Source organism: Methylorubrum podarium (assembly GCF_040270385.1).
Taxonomy (GTDB): domain Bacteria; phylum Pseudomonadota; class Alphaproteobacteria; order Rhizobiales; family Beijerinckiaceae; genus Methylobacterium; species Methylobacterium podarium.
Genome location: NZ_JBELQE010000032.1, coordinates 19452 through 38528, shown reverse-complemented (window position 1 = coordinate 38528; position 19077 = coordinate 19452). Strand labels below are relative to the sequence as shown.

At 71.0% G+C, this 19077-nt stretch carries 18 protein-coding genes; 12 read left to right on the top strand and 6 right to left on the bottom strand.

What is annotated here, in order from left to right; genetic code table 11:
• Positions 1–87: 87 nt before the first annotated feature.
• Positions 88–645, top strand: coding sequence for a GNAT family N-acetyltransferase (locus tag ABS772_RS05080; protein ID WP_350392724.1), 558 nt, complete (start codon positions 88–90; stop codon positions 643–645).
• 44 nt (positions 646–689) lie between these two features.
• On the opposite strand, the gene ABS772_RS05075 is transcribed toward ABS772_RS05080, so the two are convergent.
• A complete protein-coding gene (locus ABS772_RS05075; RefSeq protein ID WP_350392722.1) occupies positions 690–1124 on the bottom strand; it encodes a CBS domain-containing protein in 435 nt (144 codons plus the stop codon).
• 152 nt (positions 1125–1276) lie between these two features.
• Positions 1277–1477, bottom strand: a complete 201-nt coding sequence (locus ABS772_RS05070; protein WP_238255551.1) for a hypothetical protein — start codon at positions 1475–1477, stop codon at positions 1277–1279.
• 275 nt (positions 1478–1752) lie between these two features.
• Here ABS772_RS05070 and ABS772_RS05065 point away from each other — a divergent pair, with 275 nt between their 5' ends.
• The 6 genes from ABS772_RS05065 to ABS772_RS05040 all read left to right on the top strand — a co-directional run bounded on the left by ABS772_RS05065 (position 1753) and on the right by ABS772_RS05040 (position 7788).
• Complete coding sequence (locus ABS772_RS05065) at positions 1753–3201, top strand: homospermidine synthase (protein WP_350392718.1); 1449 nt, start codon at positions 1753–1755, stop codon at positions 3199–3201.
• A gap of 89 nt (positions 3202–3290) precedes the next feature.
• On the top strand, positions 3291–3851 hold the full coding sequence (locus ABS772_RS05060; RefSeq protein ID WP_350392715.1) for a Uma2 family endonuclease: 561 nt from the start codon (positions 3291–3293) through the stop codon (positions 3849–3851).
• 71 nt (positions 3852–3922) lie between these two features.
• Positions 3923–4489 carry a Uma2 family endonuclease gene (locus ABS772_RS05055; RefSeq protein WP_350392711.1) on the top strand — a complete coding sequence of 189 codons (567 nt, stop codon included), beginning with the start codon at positions 3923–3925 and terminating at the stop codon, positions 4487–4489.
• 25 nt (positions 4490–4514) lie between these two features.
• The gene (locus tag ABS772_RS05050) at positions 4515–4856 is read left to right on the top strand and encodes a hypothetical protein (RefSeq protein ID WP_141951228.1); all 342 of its coding nucleotides are present in this window, start codon (positions 4515–4517) and stop codon (positions 4854–4856) included.
• Between the two features lie 6 nt (positions 4857–4862).
• Positions 4863–5714 carry a DUF1206 domain-containing protein gene (locus tag ABS772_RS05045; protein ID WP_350392708.1) on the top strand — a complete coding sequence of 284 codons (852 nt, stop codon included), beginning with the start codon at positions 4863–4865 and terminating at the stop codon, positions 5712–5714.
• A gap of 100 nt (positions 5715–5814) precedes the next feature.
• The gene (locus tag ABS772_RS05040; RefSeq protein WP_350392706.1) at positions 5815–7788 is read left to right on the top strand and encodes a nucleoside-diphosphate sugar epimerase/dehydratase; all 1974 of its coding nucleotides are present in this window, start codon (positions 5815–5817) and stop codon (positions 7786–7788) included.
• 17 nt (positions 7789–7805) lie between these two features.
• Here ABS772_RS05040 and ABS772_RS05035 read toward each other — a convergent pair whose 3' ends face one another.
• Positions 7806–8213 (bottom strand): winged helix-turn-helix transcriptional regulator, encoded by a 408-nt coding sequence (locus ABS772_RS05035; protein WP_350392703.1) that lies wholly within the window; start codon positions 8211–8213, stop codon positions 7806–7808.
• Between the two features lie 76 nt (positions 8214–8289).
• Between ABS772_RS05035 and ABS772_RS05030 the strand changes: the two genes are divergently transcribed.
• Positions 8290–8901 carry an FMN-dependent NADH-azoreductase gene (locus ABS772_RS05030; RefSeq protein ID WP_350392699.1) on the top strand — a complete coding sequence of 204 codons (612 nt, stop codon included), beginning with the start codon at positions 8290–8292 and terminating at the stop codon, positions 8899–8901.
• 4 nt (positions 8902–8905) lie between these two features.
• Here the strand turns inward: ABS772_RS05030 and ABS772_RS05025 are convergent, their stop codons facing one another.
• Positions 8906–9829, bottom strand: coding sequence for an NAD-dependent epimerase/dehydratase family protein (locus ABS772_RS05025; protein WP_350392697.1), 924 nt, complete (start codon positions 9827–9829; stop codon positions 8906–8908).
• A gap of 10 nt (positions 9830–9839) precedes the next feature.
• A complete protein-coding gene (locus ABS772_RS05020; protein ID WP_350392694.1) occupies positions 9840–10847 on the bottom strand; it encodes an MraY family glycosyltransferase in 1008 nt (335 codons plus the stop codon).
• 489 nt (positions 10848–11336) lie between these two features.
• Between ABS772_RS05020 and ABS772_RS05015 the strand changes: the two genes are divergently transcribed.
• From ABS772_RS05015 to ABS772_RS05000, 4 genes are all read left to right on the top strand, one after another.
• Complete coding sequence (locus tag ABS772_RS05015; protein WP_350392691.1) at positions 11337–14267, top strand: EAL domain-containing protein; 2931 nt, start codon at positions 11337–11339, stop codon at positions 14265–14267.
• Positions 14268–14399: 132 nt separating this feature from the next.
• Positions 14400–14810 (top strand): hypothetical protein, encoded by a 411-nt coding sequence (locus tag ABS772_RS05010; protein WP_350392689.1) that lies wholly within the window; start codon positions 14400–14402, stop codon positions 14808–14810.
• 42 nt (positions 14811–14852) lie between these two features.
• On the top strand, positions 14853–15806 hold the full coding sequence (locus ABS772_RS05005) for a ferredoxin reductase domain-containing protein (RefSeq protein ID WP_350392686.1): 954 nt from the start codon (positions 14853–14855) through the stop codon (positions 15804–15806).
• A 257-nt stretch (positions 15807–16063) separates the two neighbouring features.
• Positions 16064–16324, top strand: a complete 261-nt coding sequence (locus ABS772_RS05000; protein WP_350392683.1) for a CPCC family cysteine-rich protein — start codon at positions 16064–16066, stop codon at positions 16322–16324.
• A 128-nt stretch (positions 16325–16452) separates the two neighbouring features.
• Here ABS772_RS05000 and ABS772_RS04995 read toward each other — a convergent pair whose 3' ends face one another.
• Positions 16453–18999 carry a glycogen/starch/alpha-glucan phosphorylase gene (locus ABS772_RS04995; RefSeq protein WP_350392680.1) on the bottom strand — a complete coding sequence of 849 codons (2547 nt, stop codon included), beginning with the start codon at positions 18997–18999 and terminating at the stop codon, positions 16453–16455.
• Between the last annotated feature and the right edge of the window lie 78 nt (positions 19000–19077).

The window sequence follows — 19077 nt, the reverse complement described above, 5'->3', positions numbered from 1 at the left end:
GCCCGTCGATGTGTCCCGGACGGCCCGCTTCCCGCGGGTGCGAGGGCTGTTTCTTCCCGCTTGTCAGCGACCTGGGAGGGTACGGCCGTGATCCAGATCCGCGATGAGATCGCCTCGGACGTCGCAGCCCGCGAGCACCTGCTCGACGCCTGCTTCGGTCCGAGCCGCTTCCTGAAGACCTCGCAGCGCCTGCGCGAGGGCCGCCGTCCCGCGCGCGGCCTCGCCCTCTCCGCCGTGCGGGACGAAAAGCTCGTCGGCACCGTGCGGCTGTGGGATGTCGAGACCGGCTGCGGCCGTCCGGCCCTTCTGCTCGGCCCGCTCGCGGTCGATCCGGCGCTGCAGGGCGTCGGTCTCGGCGGAACGCTGATGCGCGGGGCCCTCGCCAAGGCCGCGGACCTCGGCCATGGTGCCGTGCTGCTGGTGGGTGACGCCCCCTATTACGCCCGCTTCGGTTTCGCGCAGGCGAAGGCCGCCGACCTCTACATGCCCGGCCCGTTCGAGCGCGAGCGCTTCCTCGGACTGGAACTCGCGGCCGGCGCGCTCGAAGGCGCCGCGGGCGTGCTGCGCGCGACGGGCGCGCTCGACACCCTACCGGAGGTCGCCGCCGACATCGCCGCGGTCGCCGCGCGACGACGCGCCGCCTGATCCCACGGTGAGGGCGGCTCCGCCCGCCTCCCTCCGGACCGCCGTCAGGCCTCGACCGCCTCCTGCGCCTGCCGCGCCTCGCGGAAGCGCTGGTACATGAGGCGGTACTCGGTCGGGATGTCGCGCATCGAGATCATGCCGACCGCCCGGCCGTCCCGCATCACCGGGAGGTGGCGGAAATGGCCGTCGAGCATCGCCTGCAGCGCGTCGGCGAGGCCGTCGCCGATCTCGACGGTCTTCGGATCCGGCGTCATCGCCGACCGCACCGGCGTCTCGGCCGGGCTTCGCCCGCGGGCGACGACGCGGGACACGACGTCCCGCTCGCTGATGATGCCGACGAGTTCGTCGCCGTCGAGAACCGCCAGCGCACCGACATGGTGGCCGTCGAGGCGGCGGCAGACCTCGAGGATGGTTTCATGGCTGCCGACAGCGTGGAGAGGCCGGCCCTCGATGAGTTCACCGATGCTGCGGAAGATCATGGCTGCGCTCCGCCCCGGGGCGGTGTCCGCCCAGGTCTCTCCGGTCAACCCGAGAACGGCTCAGCCGGTTCGCACCGTTGTCATAAAACTGTCATCACTTCTCGACGCCGCGGATCGCCGCCTCGAAGCGAGCGGTCATCGTCCCCGCGACCTCAGCGATGATAGGGCCACGCCGCGGAGGAGAACGACAGCCGGCTCGCGCTCGCGTGGTAGGCGCGGGCATGCCGGGCCGCGGCGTGGACGGCGTGGCCGCTGTTGCGGACGAGGGCGCTCAGGAGCGTGATGATGCCCGGATCGCGGTCGAGCGACTCGACTTCCGGATGCAGGGTCGGGGCGGTGAGAACGGTCAGCATAGCTCAAATCCCTGTGCGTGCTGGCGGCTCCTGGACGTCCCCTCTTTTGTTGCATCGCAACATAGGCAGCTTCCTCAGCGCGCACCTCCGACGCGAACTCGCTTGAGCCATGCGATTCAGTCATGGCCGAGGCTCCGCTTCCTTCACAGTTCCGCAACATTCTCTTGAACCGACCGGTTGACCGGCAGGCGCCGAACCGTCATCCGCTCGTCATTTCCAGGCATCAAGCACGCCGCTCTCAACCGTAGAGCAGCCTCGACAAGGAGTGTCCGCGCATGTCCGATGGCCCGCAGAAGGATTGGCCGGTCCACGGCCGCATCACCGGCCCGATCGTCATGATCGGCTTCGGTTCGATCGGGCGGGGAACCCTTCCCCTGATCGAGCGGCATTTCACGTACGACAAGAGCCGCTTCACGGTCATCGACCCGTCCGACGCGCACAAGGATCTCGCCGACAAGCACGGCCTGCGGTTCGAGAAGGTCGCGCTGACGAAGGAGAACTACCGCGACGTTCTCACCCCGCTCCTCACCGAGGGCGGCGGCCAGGGCTTCTGCGTGAACCTGTCGGTCGACACCTCCTCGCGCGACATCCTCGAACTCTGCCGCGAACTCGGCGCGCTCTACATCGACACGGTGGCCGAGCCCTGGGCCGGCTTCTACTTCGACAAGGACCTGAGCCAGGCCGACCGCACGAACTACGCGCTGCGCGAGAACATCCTCGCCGCCCGCCGCGCCGCCCCCGGCGGCCCGACCGCGGTGTCGTGCTGCGGCGCCAATCCGGGCATGGTCTCGTGGTTCGTCAAGCAGGCGCTCCTCAACATCGCCAAGGATACCGGCTCGACCACCCCCGAGCCGAAGAGCCGCGAGGAATGGGCCGCGCTGATGCGCGAACTCGGCGTCAAGGGCGTCCACATCGCCGAGCGCGACACCCAGCGCGCCAAGCATCCGAAGCCGATGGGCGTGTTCGTCAACACCTGGTCGGTCGAGGGCTTCGTCTCCGAGGGCAACCAGCCGGCCGAACTCGGCTGGGGCACGCACGAGACCTGGAAGCCCGCCAACGCCGAGGGCCAGACCAAGGGCTCGCGCTGCGCGATCTTCCTGCTCCAGCCCGGCGCCGACACCCGCGTGCGCACCTGGGTGCCGACCGCGGGCGCGCAGTTCGGCTTCCTCGTGACCCACAACGAGGCGATCTCGATCTCGGACTACTACACGGTCCGCGAGGGCGACGAGGCGGTCTACCGCCCGACCTGCCACTACGCCTATCACCCGGCCAACGACGCCGTGCTCTCGCTGCACGAGATGTGGGGCAATGCCGGCAAGGTGCAGGAGCGCCAGCACATCCTCGACGAGAACGAGATCGTCGACGGCATCGACGAGCTCGGCGTCCTCCTCTACGGCCACAAGAAGAACGCCTACTGGTACGGCTCGCAGCTCTCCATCGAGGAGACCCGGCGCATCGCCCCCTACCAGAACGCCACCGGCCTTCAGGTGACCTCCGCCGTGCTCGCCGGCATGGTCTGGGCGCTGGAGAATCCGGAGGCCGGCATCGTCGAGGCCGACGAGATCGACTTCCGCCGCTGCCTGGACGTGCAGACGCCGTATCTCGGCCCGGTCGTGGGCGTCTACACCGACTGGACCCCGCTCACCGACCGTCCGGGCCTGTTCCCGGAGGACATCGATCCGAGCGATCCCTGGCAGTTCCGCAACGTGCTCGTGCACGGCTGAGTGCTTCTGCGCTGAAGGTCATTGGGGCCGCCCTGTTCGGGGCGGCCCTTTTTCGTTACGTTCCGGCCTTCGCACAGGAGACGACGGCGATGGCTGTACCGGCGCGCCGCGATACACGCATGCGGGTTGTCGAGTATCGGGATTGGGCCGCGACGCGGCCGGACGGCGAGCGCTGGGAATTGATCGAAGGCGTGCCGGTGCTGATGTCGCCTGCCAAGGGCCGGCATCAGCGCATCGTCATGAATATCGCCAAGCATCTCGACGACCTCGCCGAGCGCCGAGGCTGTGGTGCCTATCCGGGACTCGCGATCCTGAGCGAGGCCATGGATGACTACGCGCCCATCCCGGACGTGGTGGTGCAATGCGGCGAGCCGCCGGAAGACGGTTACACCAGCGATCCTTTGCTCGTCGTCGAGGTTCTCTCCCCCTCGACCCTCCTGCTCGACCGCGGCCGCAAGACCGAGTTCTACCAGAGCATCCCCTCGCTCGCCGTGCTCCTGCTCGTGCATCAGGACGAGGCGCGGGTGGAGGTCTGGCGCCGTGCGCCGGACTGGACGGTCCAGCTCGCCGGCCCCGACACGGTCATCGAGCTGCCCGAACTCGGCGGCACGCTGCCGGTCTCGAAGGTCTATGCGCGCCTCACCCTCTGATCCTGCACCGCAGAGCGCTTGCCTGCCGGACGGGCGATGCTAGCATCGGGCTCGTTCTCGGAGGTCCCTCGATGGCGCTCGCCCTTCGGCGCGACCCCGGCATGCGGGTCGCGGAGTATCAGGCCTGGGTCGCTCCCCTTCCCGACGAGGAACGCTGGGAGCTGATCGACGGCGAGCCGGTGCCGATGGCGCCGCAGAGCGAGCGGCATCAGCAGATCGTCGCGAACTTGGTCCGGCACCTCCGGTCATTCGGGCGAGACCGCGGCTGCCGCGCCGTTCCCGGCATCGCCGTGCTGAGCGAGGCCATGGACACCTTCGCGCCGATCCCCGACGTGGTGGTGCGCGGCGGCCCGATGCTGAAGGACGGCTATGCCCGCGACCCCGTCCTCGTGGCGGAGGTGCTCTCGCCCTCGACCATGAGCCGGGACCGCGGCCGCAAGACCGACTTCTATCGCAGCGTCGCCTCGCTCAAGGTTTCCCTGATCGTCTATCAGGACGAGCCGCGGGTCGAGGTCTGGCGGCGCGACGCCGACGGCTTCTGGGCGTTCGAGGCCCGGGACCTGAACGCCGCGATCGACCTGCCCGAACTCGGCGGCCGCTTAGCCGTTGCCGAGATCTACGACGACATCGCCTTCTAGACGACGAACCCGCGCGGGACCGGCCTTGCCCCATTTCGAAGACTACTACGCCAACAAGCTGCGCGGCTCGCTCGGAGTCACCGACGCGGAATCGGTGCTCGATCTGCGCGGGGCCAACCGCCCGACCGCGGAAGCCTCGCTGACCGACATGCTGGAGCGCAGCCGCTTCGCCAAGGGCAAGACCGTGGCGATCCGCCTCGATCCGCCGCCGGAGGGCGGGGGCGAGACCCTGTTCCAGCCGATCGGGCGCCAGCTCCTCGACGCCAAGCGCCGCGGCTGGATCGACCGGCTGCAGACGCTGCCCGCGGGCGACGGGCTCGGCTTCTACGTGGCGCTGGCCGGCAAGCCCGACCGCGAGCGCGACTGAACCGGGATGGCTTGGAGCCGGAACGACAACGCGCTGGAGCACTTCGCCCGCTTCGGCTACGGCGCCCGCGGCGTCGTCTACTGCGTCGTGGGGGCGCTCGCCGTGCTCGCCGCCTTCGGGCAAGGCGGCTCGGCCGGCGACAGCAAGAGCGCGATCCGCGCCGTGCTCGGCGGCCCCTTCGGCGTCGTCATCGTCGGGCTGATCGCGCTCGGCCTCGCGGGCTTCGCCCTGTGGCGCCTCGTCGAGGGCGCGACCGACGCGGACCGGCGCGGGCGCTCGCCCAAGGCCCTCGCCGTGCGCGGTGCCCACCTGATCAGCGCCGTGATCTATGCCGGCCTCGCCCTCACCGCGGGGCAGCTCGCCTTCGGCATCGGCCGCGCCTCCGCCGGCGGGGACGGGGTGCGGGACTGGACCAAGTGGCTGCTCGCCCAGCCCCTCGGCCCGTGGCTCGTCGGGATCGTCGGCCTCGGCATCGTCGGCGCCGGGATCGGCTACGCCGCCAAGGCCTGGAAGGGCAACGTCACCGAGCGGCTCTCCCTTCCCTCGGGCTCGGAGACATGGGCCGCCCGGCTCGGCCGGTTCGGCTACGCGGCGCGCGGCCTCGTCTTCCTGATGATCGGCGGCTTCGTGCTCACCGCCGCCTGGACGCAGGCCTCCTCGGATGCAACCGGCCTGTCGGGCGCCTTCTCGGCCCTCAGGGCTCAGCCCTACGGCTGGGTGCTGCTCGCCATCGTCGCCGCCGGCCATTTCGCCTTCGGCGCCTTCGGCCTGATCCAGGCGCGCTATCGCCACATCGACGCCCCGGATCTCGGCGATGCGGACGGAGCGGTCGCCAAGGCGGTCCGCGCCGCGCGTTGACATCCCCCCGGTCGGCGCCGATACCGCGCTCGGCCTGAGCATCGGCCGTCGGCCGGAAACCGGCATCCTCGTTCGGGCCGATGCTCTGACACAAAGCACCATGCAGAAGCGCACCTTCAAGACGGCGGTGATGGTCGTCCACGACCTCGCCGCGACCGCGGCGGCCGTGGTGCTGACCTTCGTCTTCCGCTTCCAGGACGGGGCGCTCGCCGAGCGCCTGCACGCGCTGCCGCTGCTGCTGCCGCCGTTCCTGGCCTATGCCGGGCTGATCTACGCGTGGTTCCGGCTCTACCGCACCAAGTGGCGCTTCGCCTCGCTGCCCGACCTCGCCGGCATCGTGCGCGCCGCCAGCGTCACCGCGCTGACGCTGCTCGTGCTCGACTACGTGCTGGTCTCCTCGAACCTCTACGGGTTCTACTTCTTCGGCAAGGTCGCCATCGCCCTCTACTGGGTGCTGCAGATCTTCCTGCTCGGCGGGCCGCGGCTGGCCTTCCGCTACCTGAAATACGCCCGCTCGCGGCAGAGCCAGGCGCGGGGCGCCACCACGCCGACGCTGCTGCTCGGCCGCGGTGCCGACATCGAGATCGTCCTGCGGGCAATCGAATCCGGCTCGGTGAAGCGGCTCTCGCCGAAGGGCATCCTCTCGCCGCGGGCGGACGAGGCGGGCCAGATGATGCGCGGCGTCCCCGTGCTCGGCGGGTTCCGCGACCTCGAACAGGTGGTGGCCGACCTGGCCAACCGCGGCCTGCCGGTGCGCCGGCTCGTGGCGACGCCGAGCGCGCTGGCCCCCGAATCCGAGCCCGACGACCTGATCGCCCGCGCCCGGCGGCTCGGCCTGCCGCTCGCCCGCGTCACCAGCCTCGGCGAGGGGATGCGCGACGCCGAACTCGCGCCGCTGGAGATCGAGGATCTGCTCCTGCGCCCGACCGTCGCCATCGACCGGCCGCGGCTCGAACGCTTCCTCGCCGGCGCCCGCGTCGTCGTGACCGGCGGCGGCGGCTCGATCGGCGCGGAGATCTGCGCCCGCGCCGTCGCCTTCGGCGCCTCGGCGCTGCTCGTGATCGAGAATTCGGAGCCGGCCCTGCACGCGGTCCTCAACGGCCCGGCCCTGCTCCACGCCGAGGCGGAGGTCGAGGGCGCGCTCGCCGACATCCGCGACCGCGAGCGGCTGCACGCCATCCTCCGCGACTTCCGGCCGACCTACGTGTTCCACGCCGCGGCGCTGAAGCAGGTGCCCTATCTCGAGCGCGACTGGGCGGAGGGCATCAAGACCAACGTGTTCGGCTCGATCAACGTGGCCGACGCCACCGTGGCGGCCGGCGCCCGCGCCCTGGTGATGATCTCCACCGACAAGGCGATCGAGCCGGTCTCGCAGCTCGGCGTCACCAAGCGCTTCGCCGAGATGGTCGCGCAAGCGCTGGACGCGGAACGCTCGGGCCCGGCGGCGACCCGGCTCATCGCCGTGCGCTTCGGCAACGTGCTGGGCTCGGCGGGCTCGGTGGTGCCGGTGTTCAAGGCGCAGATTGCCCGCGGCGGCCCGGTCACGGTGACGCACGCCGAGATGGTGCGCTACTTCATGACCGTGCGCGAGGCGTCCGACCTCGTGCTCACCGCCGCCTCCCACGCCGACGCGGAAGGGCGCGGCGATGCCGGCGACCAGCGCGCGGCGGTCTACGTGCTGAAGATGGGCCAGCCCGTGCGCATCCGCGACCTCGCCGAACGGATGATCCGGCTCGCCGGCTTCGAGCCCGGCGAGGAGATCGAGATCCAGGTCACCGGCGCGCGGCCGGGCGAGCGGCTCAACGAGATCCTCTTCGCCAAGGAGGAGCCGCGCGTGGCGCTGGCCGGGATCGAGGGCGTGATGGCGGCCAAGCCGGTCTTCGCCGACCGCACGGTGCTCGCCGGCTGGACCGAGCGCCTGCGCGAGGCGGTGACGCGCGGCGACCGGGCGGCGGCGGAAGCCGTGTTCGAGGAGGCGATCCCCGACTTCCGCAACCGGGCCGGGGCGGTTCCGAACACGACGCCCGAGAGCATCGCCCCGTCGGCGCAAGCCGCCGAGGCGGCGACCGCCTGAGGCTAAAGCCCGGAGGCTCAGGCTCCGTCGCCGTCGCGGCGGTCGAAGCGGGCGCGGGCCTCCTGGATCTCCGGCAGGTGGGCGAAGGCCCAGGCGCCGAGCGCCTGGATCGGCTCCCGGAGCGAGCGCCCGAGTTCGGTCAGCTCGTAATCGACCCGCGGCGGGATCGTCGGGAAGATCGTGCGCGTCACGAGGCCGTCGCGCTCCAGCCCGCGCAGGGTGAAGGTTAGCATCCGCTGCGAGATGCCGCCGATCATCCGCTTCAGCTCGTTGAAGCGCCGCGGACCGTCCCCCAGCATCATGACGACGAGGACGCTCCACTTGTCGCCGATCCGCGCCAGCACCGTGCCGACGAGGCGGCAATCCTGCCCGGAATGGTCGGGCCGCGGCGTCGCGTCGGTTCCCTCGATGTGCCCGGGTTCCAAGAATGTGCCTCCTTGCGCGCGGATGGTGGTGGTTATCTATAGCGCCTCGGTTCATTTCTGATACCGAGGATCAAACATGAAGCTCCTTCACGTCGACGGCAGCATCCTGGGGCCGCATTCCGTCAGCCGGACCGTCTCCGCGGCCATCGTGGACCGCCTGCGGGCGCAGCATCCCGGTCTCGACGTCACCTACCGCGACCTCGCGCGGACGCCGCTGCCGCACCTCTCCGGCGCGGTCCTCGCCGGAGCGCAGCCGAACGCCACGAACACGCCAGACGTGCAGCACGACGTCGATCTCGGGCGGCAGGTGCTGGAGGAATTCCTCGCGGCGGACATCGTGGTGATCGGCGCGCCGCTCTACAACTTCACCCTGTCGAGCCAGCTCAAGGCCTGGATCGACCGCATCCTCGTGGCGGGCGTCACCTTCCGCTACGGACCGTCCGGGGCCGAGGGCCTCGCGGGCGGCAAGCGGGTCATCGCCGTCGTCTCGCGCGGCGGCCTCTACGGACCGGGCACCCCCGCCGCCGCCGCCGAGCACGCGGAGACCTATCTGCGCACGGTGCTGGCCTTCATCGGCATCACGGCGCCGGAGATCATCGTCGCCGAAGGGATCGCCCTGGGGTCGGAGGCCCGCGAGCGGGCGCTGGCCGGCGCCCTCGACGCGGCGGCGGCGCTCAAGGCCGCCTGAGCCCTCAACCGCCGGCCCGCGCCAGCGCCGCGAGCCCGTCCCGCGACGCCTGCGCCGGCCGCCAGCCCAGGGCCTCCAGGCCCTCGGCACGGGCGACGAGCGAGCCGGACAGCCGGTCGAAGGCGGCCTCGCGGCCGGCGGCGCGGCAGGCGAGCCCGATCAGCGGCACCGGGCAGGGCAGCAGGCCGGGCCCGCGGCCGAGGCCGGCGCGGAGCGCGGCCAGCATCTCGGGCAGGGTCAGCGGATCGGGATCGGCCACCACCAGCGGCCGCCGCAGGGGGCCGGGGGTTTCCAGAACGGTGGCGACCGCGCCCGCGAGGCTCTCGACCGAGACCAGCGAGCGGCGGCCGGTCAGGCTCGCCAGCGGCAGCGGATAGGGCGTGCGGGCGAGCGTCAACAGCGCCGCCATGTTGCCCTTCACCCCGGCGCCGTAGACGAGCACCGGGCGCAGGGCGACCCAGTCGAGCCCGGTCCCCGCCAGCGCTCCCTCCGCGGCGAGCTTCGAGCGGCCGTACGGATCGGTCGGCGCCGGCGCGTCCGCCTCGGAGAGGGGCGCCGGGGCGCTCGAACCGGCCTGCGCCCGGATCGAGGACAGGAAGACGAAGCGTCCCACCTTGGCCCGCTGCGCGGCTTCCGCGAGCGTGCGCGTCGCCTCGGTGTTGGAATTGCGGAAATCGTCCTCGGGCGCGCCGGACATGGCGTGGGCGAGGCCCGCCGAATGCACCACCGCATCGACGCCGGCGAGCGCGGCGGCCATGTTCATCGGCCGGGCCAGATCGCCCACCACCGCGCCGCTCGCGCCGTCGGGCACCGCGACCGGCCGGCGCAGCAGCACCCGCACCCGATAGCCCCGCGCCGAGAGCGACCGCAGCAGGTGGCGTCCGATGAAGCCGGTGGCTCCCGTCAGCGCGATCAGCTTTCCGCTCACCCGTTTTCCCTCACGCGCTGGCGATCCGCGGCGCCGCGAACCGGCGCAGCAGCCATCCGACGAGCCCCGCCGCGACGACGAGGCAGGCGAGCGTGACGGGCAGAGACGGCCAAAGCAAGGTCGCGCCCGCCAAAGCGGCCAGCGCCGCCTGCACGGCGAAGACCGCGCCGACCACGCCCGGCACGGAGAAGCCGTTGACGGTGGCGACCTGATAATAATGGCTGCGATGGGCCTGCCACACCGGCTCGCCCCGCCGCAGGCGCCACAGCAGGGTGAGCGTCGCGTCGGCCAGCGGATAGAGCGGCAGGATCAGCGCGGCGGCGAGCCCGCCTTCGCCCGCGAGGCGGAACAGCAGCCACGCCACGATCAGCCCCACCGGCAGCGAGCCGACATCGCCCATGAACAGCCGCGCCACCGGGCGGTTGAACGGCGCGAAGCCGATGAGCCCGCCGAGCAGGGCCCCGGCGACCAGCGTCGGCTCCGGCGCGGAGCGGCCCGCGAGGCCGAGGGCGAACAGGAAGGCCAACGGCGGCACGAACTCGGCCAGCGTCATCCAGTCGAGCCCGTCCATGAAGTTGACGAGGTTCACGAACCAGAGCCCGGCAAGGATCGCGAAGGCCCGTTCCAGCCAGAGCGGGGCTTCCGGCAGCAGACGGCCCTCGGCGGTGAGCACGACGGCGGCGACTGCCCCCGCCTGGATCACGAGCCGGAGCGAGGCCGGCAGCGGCCGGATGTCGTCGACGGCGCCGGTCGCGGCGAGCACGAGAACGGAGAGTGCCAGCACCGGCAGTTCGGCACCTTCGAGCGTGATCCCGGCCGGCACGGCCAGGACGGCCGTCGTGACCAGCGCGGCGGCGATGATCGCGATCCCGCCGCCCTGGGGTGTCGGCACCCGGTGGCTGGAACGGGCATTCGGCCGGGCCAGGGCGTAGCGCCGCAGCAGCGGCTTCAGCAGGACGATGAGCCCGGCGGACAGGAGGGCCGCCAGCGGCACGATGAGGAGGGGGGCGAGGGTCATCGCGCTGCCGGAAATCGCGAGCAGGCCCTCTCCCCTCCGCGGGAGAGGGTGGCCCCCGAAGGAGGCCGGATGAGGGGAGCACCGCTTCCACTGAGCCTACGCCGCCCGAGGGCGGCACCGTCGCGCTGCCCCTCTTCCCCCTGCTCCGCGGCCACCCTCCCCCACCCGTGTCGGGCCTGCCCGACCTGGGCAGCTGGGTGCAGACCTCGGACAAGTCCGAGATCGAATGGGGGGAGGGTTTTTCGGCTTTGTCGTCCGATCCTTCGCATAGCCCCCGCTCTACCCGCCCGCACCGGCCCAAGCGAGGCCGCGGCGACCGCTCCCAACTTGTTTTGGCCGCAAAGCCACGCGATCCGCGTGACGCGGTCCTCCGAAAGAGCGGTGGGCGGGCCGCGCGTCACGGCCGGCTTGCCTTGCGGGGGCGGGGAGCCGCCGATACGACTTGGCCGCTCGCCCCCACCGCTCAAGCCGGTTGTCAAGAATCGCCCGTTGCGCACGCTTTCACTGGCCCTTGCCCTGGTCCTCGCGATCCTGACGGCCGCGGCGGGCTCCCTCGCCTGCCTCCTCGGGACCACCGCCCCCGCCTACGCGGTCGAGGCCGTGCGCGTCACCCTCGACGCGCCCGCGATCGACCTGACGCCGACGATCGAGCGCTACCGCTCGGACGGCGACCTGATCCAGATCTCCACCGCGCCGGGCAAGGACGGCATCGTGCGGCGCATCGCGGTGAAGGCGCGCGAGGCGGGCGCACGGCCCGACTGGATGGTGTTCGCGCTCACCAACGACACCGACGAGCAGATCGACCGCCTGCTTGTCGCCCCGCATTTCCGCCTCGTCGGCTCCGGAGTGATCTGGCCCGATCTCGGCGGCTCGCGCATCGCCGCGATCACCGCGAGCGAGGGGATCCGGCCGGAGCGCGACGAGAGCCTCGACGCCGACCAGTTCCTGATCACCATCGATCCCGGTACGACGGTGACCTACGTCGCCGAGCTGAAGGGTCCGAACATCCCCCAGGTCTACCTCTGGGATCAGGACGCCTACCGCAAGAAGACCTCGGGGCTGACCCTCTACAAGGGCATCATCATCGGCATTGCCGGGCTGCTCGCGCTGTTCCTCACCATCATCTTCGTGGTGAAGGGCGCGATCATCTTCCCCGCGGCGGCCGCGCTTTCCTGGGCGGTGCTGGCCTATGCCTGCATCGATTTCGGCTTCCTGCAGCGGGTCTTCCCCGTCACCGAACTCGCCGAGCGGATCTACCGTGCCTCCGCCGAAGCCGTGCTCGGGGCGACGCTCCTCGTCTTCCTGTTCGCCTACCTGAACCTGTCGCGCTGGCACGTGCGCTACAGCCACGTCGCCTTCTTCTGGCTGACCTTCCTCGCCGGCCTCGTGGCGCTCGCGGTGTTCGACCCGCCGGTGGCGGCGGGCGTGGCGCGCATCTCCATCGCCGCGGTGGCGGGCGTCGGGCTCCTGCTGATCCTCTATCTCGCCGTCCATAACGGCTACGACCGGGCCATCCTGCTGGTGCCGACCTGGCTGCTGCTGCTGGTCTGGGTGGTGGCGGCGGGCTTCGCCATCACCGGGCAGATCGGCTCCGACCTCGTGCAGCCGGCACTGATCGGCGGCCTCGTGCTCATCGTCATGCTGATCGGCTTCACGGTCATGCAGCACGCCTTCGCCGGCGGCGGCCTGAGCCACAGCCTCGTCTCCGACACCGAGCGCCGGGCGCTGGCGCTGACGGGGGCGGGCGACATCGTGTTCGACTGGGACGTGCCCAGCGACCGCGTCTTCGCCGGCCCGGAGATCGAGGCGCAGCTCGGGCTCAAGCGCGGCGCTCTCGAAGGGCCGGCGGCGAACTGGCTCGGCCTGCTCCATCCCTTCGACGTGGAGCGCTACTCGGCGGCCCTCGACACGGTGATCGAGGAGCGGCGCGGGCGCATCATCCACGATTTCCGCCTGCGTTCGGCGGACGGCCCCTACGCGTGGTACCGGCTCAAGGCGCGCCCCGTGATCGGCACCGACGGCGAGGTGATCCGCATCGTCGGCACCATCAGCGACGTCACCGAGGCGAAGACCGCCGAGGAGCGGCTGCTGCACGACGCCGTGCACGACAGCCTCACCGGCCTGCCGAACCGCGAGCTGTTCCACGACCGGCTGGAGGCGGCGCTGGCGCTGGCGAGCCAGGATCCGCGCCTCAAGCCCGCGGTGATCGCCCTCGACATCGACCGGTTCAAGGCGATCAACGACGCCATCGGCCTCTCGGCGGGCGATTCGATCCTGCTCACCCTCTCGCGCCGGCTCGGGCGGCTGCTGCGCCCGCAGGACACCCTGGCCCGGGTCGCGGGCGACGAATTCGCGGTGATCCTGCTCTCCGAGCGCGAGCCCGACCGCATCCTCTCCTTCGCCGAGATGATCCGGCGCGCCATCGCCACCCCCGTCACCTACGCCGACCGCGAGGTGTTCCTCACCGTCTCCATCGGCATCGCGCTCCACGAGGCGACGCCGGGCGCCGGCGGCCAGAGCACGGGACAGACGCGGCGCGAAGAAGTGTTCAAGAACGCCGAGATGGCGATGATCCAGGCCAAGCGCGGCGGCGGCGACCGGATCGAGGTGTTCCGCGCCAACATGCGGCTGGAGCGCTCCGACCGGCTCATGCTGGAGGCCGACCTGCGCAAGGCGCTGGAGCGCAACGAGATCAAGGTGCTGTTCCAGCCGATCGTGCGGCTCGAAGACCGCACCGTCGCCGGCTTCGAGACGCTGCTGCGCTGGGACCATCCGAAGCTCGGCCGCATCCCGCCCTCGACCTTCCTGCCGGTGGCCGAAGAGACCGGCGTCATCGTCCCGCTCGGCAATTTCGCGATCGAGCGCACCGCGCTCGAACTCGCCGCCTGGCAGCGCTCCCTCGACGTCGAGCCGCCGATCTTCGCCTCGGTCAACGTCTCCTCGCGCCAGCTCCTGCGCCACGACCTCCTGCACGACGTGAAGACGGTGATCGCCCGCACCGGCGTGCTGCCCGGCTCGCTCAAGCTGGAGATGGCCGAGGGGCTGGTGATGGAGAACCCGGAATACGCCGCTCAGATGCTCACCCGCATCCACGACCTCGGCGCCGGCCTCGTCCTCGACGATTTCGGCACCGGCTACTCGGCGATCTCCTATCTCCAGCGCTTCCCCTTCGACACGATCAAGATCGACCAGAGCTTCGTGCGCCAGATGGGCCAGGGCCGCACCGCCATGCTGCGCTCGGTCCTGCGGATGGGGCAGGAACTGGGGCTCGCCACCATCGCCGAGGGGGCGGAGTCGGAGGAGGACGCGCAGGGGCTGCAGGAACTCGGCTGCGACTACGCACAAGGGGCGGCCTTCGGCGAGCCGATGACCGTGCTCCAGGCCCGCCAGCTCGTCGGCGCCGCCCCCGAGGCGGCCTGACCCCGGCCCCTGGTCCCGCGATGAGGCGGGTCGCTCGGGTTTTCGTTTAAACCTCCCTTAACCATGTTGGCGGAAGGTCCACCTGAAGTATCCGGGCCGCCTGTTCGGCGCCCGACGGTCTGAGGATGGACGATGATCGAGGCGACGAGACGCAGGAGCCCGGCCCCCTCCGGCAACGCGATGCGGCGCCTGATGACGCGGCCGATCCATGCGCATCTCGCCGGCGCGGCGCAGCCGCGTTCGGTCGTCGCCGACGCGGCGGCCGACGCTCCGGTCGAGGCCGTCGCCGAGTCCCCCGTCGAAATCTCCGAGGAAGCCCCTGCTCCCGTGCCGGCCGAAGCGGCCGCGGGCGAGGCGGATCTCGCCCGTCTGCGCCTCGAAGTGGCGATGATGAAGGCGGCGCTCGCCGCCGAACGCCGGGAGAGCGAGGCCCTTCGCAGCAGCCTCGGCCTCGCGGAGGCGGAGACGCTCGGCGAGGAGGCGCAGGCCGTGCGGGCGCGCTGGGCTGCCCTGGTCGAGCGCCTGATCCACGATCCGCGCTGATCCTTCACGACACCTGACATCTGATCGGAGCGGGTTGCCGCCATGCGTGCTCCCACGAGCGCCCGTTGCTCGCTTGTCGTCAACGGCCAGTCGCTGCGGGTTTCCCCCGGCGACACCTCCCTGGAAACCGCTCTGGCGGACGGCGTGATCGCGCCGATGACCGGCCTTCTCGGCCAGGGCGCCGGCCCGGCCTCGCGTCGGCTGCCCGTCCGGGCCCGGCGGGCGGAGGCGGTGACGCTGTCGGCCCCCGACCCCGACGCGACGATCCGGCCCGTCAGGTCGCCCGCCCGGACGCTCGCCCGCACCCTTGCGCGCCGCACCGGCGGCATCGACACGATCACGGCGCTGGCGCCGCGGGTCGTGCAGGTGGTCGCGACCCTGGAGCGGCGGCTTCCCTTCGAGCCGGGCGATCAGGTCGTCGTCACGGTCGAGGGCGGTCGCCCGGTCACGCTCACGCCGACGCTCGGCGTCGAGGGCGGGGCGGAGCTGAACGAACTCGTCTTCCACCTGCGCGGCGAGTGCGCCGAGGATCTCACCGCCCTGTTCGGCTGCGCGATCGAGCCCGGCCGCGCGCTGAAGGTGAAGGGTCCCGTCGGCAACGGCACCTACCGCCCCGGCGGCGGTCGCCTCGTGCTGGTGGCGGCGGAGACGGGGTTCGCCGGCATCTGGGCCATCGCCCGCGCCGCGCGCTACGTCGAGCCGGCCCGCGAGATCTGCCTCGTGGTCGGCGCCCGCGATCCCCTCGACCTCTACATGCGCCCGTCGCTCGAATGGCTGCGCGCCACCGGCGTGACCCGCATCACGCTCGCCGCCGACCGCCACCGCCAGCGGGCGCCCGACGTGCGCCCCGGCCCGCTCACCGCCCACATCCCCACCTTACGGGCGACCGACGTGGTGCACGCCTCCGGCTGCCCCTCGACGCTCGGCGCGGTGGAGGTTCTGGCCGCCGCGGCGGGGGCGCGGTACTACCCGATCCCGCTCGAGCCGGGGGCGTGAGGGTCTCACGGCTTTCGGTTGATTCCTTCGGTTCTGCTTCCCGTCATTCCGGGACGCCGGAGGCGAACCCGGAATCCATCCGTGATGCCACATTGAGCCGCGCATCACGGGTGGATCCCGGGTTCCGCTGCGCGGCCCCGGGATGACGGGGTGGGGCTGAACCGAACCAATCCATTGGGAACGGTATCACACCTCCGGCGCGTGGTTTCTCCCGTCATCGGGAAGACTGATCGCGCGCCGTTCAGTGGGCAAGGTTCATGGCTACGGACCATTCGAGGGCAGACCACCGCTGTCCCTGCTGCCGCTGCCTCACGCTCGACGAACGGGGTGGATTCGAAATCTGCCCCGTCTGTTTCTGGGAAGACGACGGGCAGGACGACCACGATGCCGATCTCGTCCGCGGCGGCCCCAATCGTGGACTGTCGTTGACCGAGGCTCGCCGGAACTACGCGGCCTGCGGAGCCGCCGATCCCATCGACCTTCCCCATGTTCGCCCTCCGACCGCGTCGGAACGGTAGTCCCGCCCGAGACGGCTTGAAGCCTGTCGGCGATGGGCGACCGCGGCTTGCCCCCCTGATCCGAGAACGAAGAAGGGAGCGGCCGATCCGGCCGCTCCCTTCCTTTCGTGACACGATCCTGCCGGCCCTCAGGCCACCTTCACCCGCCAGATCTCCTCGGCGTATTCCCGCATCGAGCGGTCGGAGGAGAACCACGCCATCCGCGCGGTGTTGAGGATCGCCGCGCGCCACCACTGCGCCGGGCGCTTCCAGGCCGCGTCGATCTCGCGCTGGACGCGCCAGTAATCCTCGAAATCGACCGTGGTCAGGTAGCGGTCGCCGTGGCGCAGCTCGTCCACGAGCGGGACGAAGCGGCCGGGATCGTCCGGCGAGAAGGTGCCGCCCGCGATGGCGTCGAGCGCCGCGGCCAGCCGCGGGGAGCCCGCGATCGCCTTGGCGGCATAGTCCGGCTCACCCGCGCGGGCGAGCACCCCTTCGGCGTCGAGGCCGAAGATGAAGATGTTCTCCGCGCCGACATGGTCCTTGATCTCGATATTGGCGCCGTCGAGCGTGCCGACGGTGAGCGCGCCGTTGAGGGCGAGCTTCATGTTGCCGGTGCCGGAGGCTTCCATGCCGGCGGTCGAGATCTGCTCGGAGAGGTCGGCCGCCGGGATGATCACCTCGGCGAGACTCACCGAGTAGTTCGGCAGGAACACCACCTTCAGCCGGTCGCCGATCTCGGGATCGTTGTTGACGACATTCGCGATGTCGCCCGCGAGCTTGATGATCAGCTTGGCCTGCACGTAGCTCGGCGCCGCCTTGCCGGCGAAGATCTTGACCCGCGGGGTCCAGTCCTCGTGCGGCGCCCGCTTGATCGCCTGGTAGAGCGCCACCGTCTCGATCAGGTTGAGGAGCTGGCGCTTGTACTCATGGATGCGCTTGATCTGCACGTCGAACAAGGCCGACGGATCGACGGTGACGCCGGTGCGCTCGGCGATCACCTGGGCGAGGCGTTGCTTGCGGATCTTGCGCATCGCCGCGTAGCGCCTGCGGAAGTCCGCGTCGTCGGCGAACGGCACGAGTCTCTCGAGCCGGGTCGGATCGTCGAGCACGTCCTCGCCCGCCGCCTCGACGGCGAGCGCCGTCAGCTCCGGGTTGGCGTTGTGCAGCCAGCGGCGGAAGGTGATGCCGTTGGTCTTGTTGATGATCTTCTCCGGCTCGATCGCGTGGAGATCCTTGAACACGGTCGATTTCAGCAGCTCGCTATGGAGCGCCGAGACGCCGTTGACCCGGCGCGAGCCGTGGAAGGCCAGCGGCCCCATCCGCACCCGCCGCCCGTGCGACTCGTCGATCAGCGAGACGGTGGATACGTCGAACGGGCCGCCCGATGTCCGGCCCTTTGCGTTCTTGCTCTGCTCCTCGAGGTGCAGCCAGTTGATCAGGTAGATGATCTGCATGTGGCGCGGCAGCAGCCGCTCCATCAGCTCGACCGGCCAGGTCTCCAGCGCCTCGGGCAGCAGGGTGTGGTTGGTGTAGTGCAGCGTGTGGGTGGTGATCTGCCACGCATCCTCCCAGGAGAGGCCGTGGTCCTCCATCAGGATGCGCATCAGCTCCGGCACGGCGATCGCCGGATGCGTGTCGTTGAGCTGGATCGCGGCGTGGTCGGGCAGGGAGCGCAGGGAGCCGCGCTCCGCCACGTGCCGGCGCACGAGGTCCTGCAGCGAGGCGGAGGTGAAGAAGAACTCCTGGCGCAGGCGCAGTTCCTGGCCCTCGGCCGACGAGTCGCTCGGGTAGAGCACCCGCGAGATCGCCTCGGCCCGGGCGCGGCCGGCCACCGCGCCGACATGGTCGCCGGCATTGAAGCGGGCGAGTTCGACCGGCGCGTCGGCCTCCGCCTTCCAAAGGCGCAGGACGTTGACGTGCTTGCCCCGCCAGCCGACGATCGGCACGTCGTAGGCCACCGCGTTCACGGTCTCGGCCGGGTGCCAGTGGCGGCGGATGTGGTGGTCGCCCTGGCTCGTCATGGTGACGTGGCCGCCGAAGCCGATCGTGTAGGTCGATTCCGGCCGGGCGAACTCCCAGGGGTTGCCCTCCGCGAGCCAGGTCTCGGGCGCCTCGCGCTGCCAGCCGTCTTCCAGCGACTGGCGGAAGATGCCGTGGTCGTAGCGGATGCCGTAGCCGATCGCGGGGATCGACAGGCTCGCCATGCTCTCCATGAAGCAGGCCGCGAGCCGTCCGAGGCCGCCATTGCCGAGCGCCGCGTCGGGCTCGGCCCCCTCGACATCGGCGAGATCGACGCCGAGGTCGCGAAGCGCCGCCCGGGTGGTCTCGACGAGGCCGAGATTGTTCATCGCGTCCGACAGGAGCCGGCCGATCAGGAATTCGAGCGAGAGATAGTAGACGCGCTTGTCCGGCACGGTGCCGGACTGGGCCCGGTAGCAGGCATCGACGATCCGGTCGCGCAGGGCCAGAGCCGTCGCGGCGAACCAGTCGCGCTCGCGGGCGGCCTCCGGCGTCTTGCCGATCACGTAGACGAGCTTGGCGCGGATGTCCTCGCGCAGGGCCACGACGGCATCGTGTCCGGCGCTCTCACGCGGCTTAACATAGGTGGCGGCGGCCTTGACCGACTTCGCCGATGAAGCGGATGTGTCCGAATCGCCATTTCTGACGAGAGCGGACGGAGCTTCGTTCAGCACCTCAGATTCCCCCTTCGTTGCAGCCGAAGCAGCTGATGCATGTCGGTTCAACGCAGATCCTGCCCTCTTCTTGCGGCG

Coding starts and splice junctions, on each gene's coding strand:
- ABS772_RS05005 (WP_350392686.1), top strand. CDS start 14,853: ATGCGTGCTCCCACGAGCGCCCGTTGCTCGCTTGTCGTCAACGGCCAG.
- ABS772_RS05020 (WP_350392694.1), bottom strand. CDS start 10,847: ATGACCCTCGCCCCCCTCCTCATCGTGCCGCTGGCGGCCCTCCTGTCC.
- ABS772_RS05000 (WP_350392683.1), top strand. CDS start 16,064: ATGGCTACGGACCATTCGAGGGCAGACCACCGCTGTCCCTGCTGCCGC.
- ABS772_RS05045 (WP_350392708.1), top strand. CDS start 4,863: ATGGCTTGGAGCCGGAACGACAACGCGCTGGAGCACTTCGCCCGCTTC.
- ABS772_RS05040 (WP_350392706.1), top strand. CDS start 5,815: ATGCAGAAGCGCACCTTCAAGACGGCGGTGATGGTCGTCCACGACCTC.
- ABS772_RS05055 (WP_350392711.1), top strand. CDS start 3,923: ATGGCGCTCGCCCTTCGGCGCGACCCCGGCATGCGGGTCGCGGAGTAT.
- ABS772_RS05060 (WP_350392715.1), top strand. CDS start 3,291: ATGGCTGTACCGGCGCGCCGCGATACACGCATGCGGGTTGTCGAGTAT.
- ABS772_RS05065 (WP_350392718.1), top strand. CDS start 1,753: ATGTCCGATGGCCCGCAGAAGGATTGGCCGGTCCACGGCCGCATCACC.
- ABS772_RS05075 (WP_350392722.1), bottom strand. CDS start 1,124: ATGATCTTCCGCAGCATCGGTGAACTCATCGAGGGCCGGCCTCTCCAC.
- ABS772_RS05010 (WP_350392689.1), top strand. CDS start 14,400: ATGATCGAGGCGACGAGACGCAGGAGCCCGGCCCCCTCCGGCAACGCG.
- ABS772_RS05030 (WP_350392699.1), top strand. CDS start 8,290: ATGAAGCTCCTTCACGTCGACGGCAGCATCCTGGGGCCGCATTCCGTC.
- ABS772_RS05070 (WP_238255551.1), bottom strand. CDS start 1,477: ATGCTGACCGTTCTCACCGCCCCGACCCTGCATCCGGAAGTCGAGTCG.